The 1,129-nt window shown below is 31.7% G+C and carries 2 protein-coding genes; both read right to left on the bottom strand.

The features are described from left to right. A partial coding sequence (locus A6I66_RS16385) for a hypothetical protein (protein WP_211267559.1) occupies positions 1–375 on the bottom strand: 375 nt, incomplete at its 3' end. A gap of 552 nt (positions 376–927) precedes the next feature. Beyond that, positions 928–1,129, bottom strand: a 202-nt coding sequence (locus A6I66_RS16380) for a DUF4138 domain-containing protein (RefSeq protein ID WP_157614290.1), incomplete at its 5' end; no start/stop codon positions are given.

Here is a 1,129-nt window from a genome sequence, read left to right as displayed (position 1 = left end):
ATTTGTGTTTTTTGCTACAACTTTCCAATAATACGTGGTTTCATAATTTAAGGTTATCTGTTTAAAAAAAATACTTGTAGGTATTGAATTAGCACCATCCATTATTACTCCTTGATAAATATAAGTATCTGTATCAATTTCCCCATTTGTATTTGGGGTTAAATCACTGTAATATAAAATAGGGTTGGAATTCGTACCAAAGTACAAATCGTAACTAATATTCCCTCCTGATAGATCTGTATCTTCTATCCATTCTAAATAAATTTGTTCAACCCCTAAAAAATTAGCATAATCAGTAGGGAAATTTAATGCTACTTGTGAGAAACTGAAAAATGAATAAAGCGTAAAAAAGATAAAGGTTAGTTTTTTTTTCACAGATTAAGGATTTTAACTATAGATGTATGTAGTCTTAAATGGTTGCGTAATTTTTTAGTCAAAAAAACAAAAAAATTAGTCAATAAACTAATGTAATTTGTTACAACAACAGATATTGTGGCAAGAAGAGCGACAATTTCTTTAGCCGTACTGCATTAACCCTACTCCCATAGCTGAAAACTTTGATTATTCCAGACAAACCATTTCCAAGCACATACAAATTCTTACCGAATGCGAACTGCTGAAACAAGAGTAAAATGGTAGAGAAATTTACTATCACTTAAACCCAAATGGAACGAAAGATATAGTCGATTTCATTGAGCCTTATAGAAAAATATGGGACGAACGATTTAATTCACCAAAAGCCATTATGAAGCAACATCACTCAAATAACACATAAAATTATGGACCAAAAAAACAAAAATCAATGCCTTAGAAGGCAAGCAAGAGCCAACTATCACGAAAGCATTTAACCTTCCTATTGAACTTGTTTACATAACCTATACCGAAGCAGAATTTGTAGCACAATGGATCGGAACAAAATTAATACTTTCACCGTCTGTCATTAACTTTTACAATGACCTTTCTTCCTCCATTTAATTCACTTAATTCAATCATCAGCCTTTCATTATCCCCAAGCACGAATTTTGAAAGCACACAAACAAACCGTTTACCTTCGTTTGCTTGAATTTGATTTGGAATAGTTTGATGATACATTATATGCTGCTGTAAACGTTGAAAAGATGCTTTCCTC

It is taken from the genome of Pseudotamlana agarivorans, from assembly GCF_001642835.1.
GTDB classification, from domain to species: Bacteria; Bacteroidota; Bacteroidia; order Flavobacteriales; family Flavobacteriaceae; genus Pseudotamlana; species Pseudotamlana agarivorans.
This window is presented reverse-complemented; position numbering and strand designations above follow the sequence as displayed.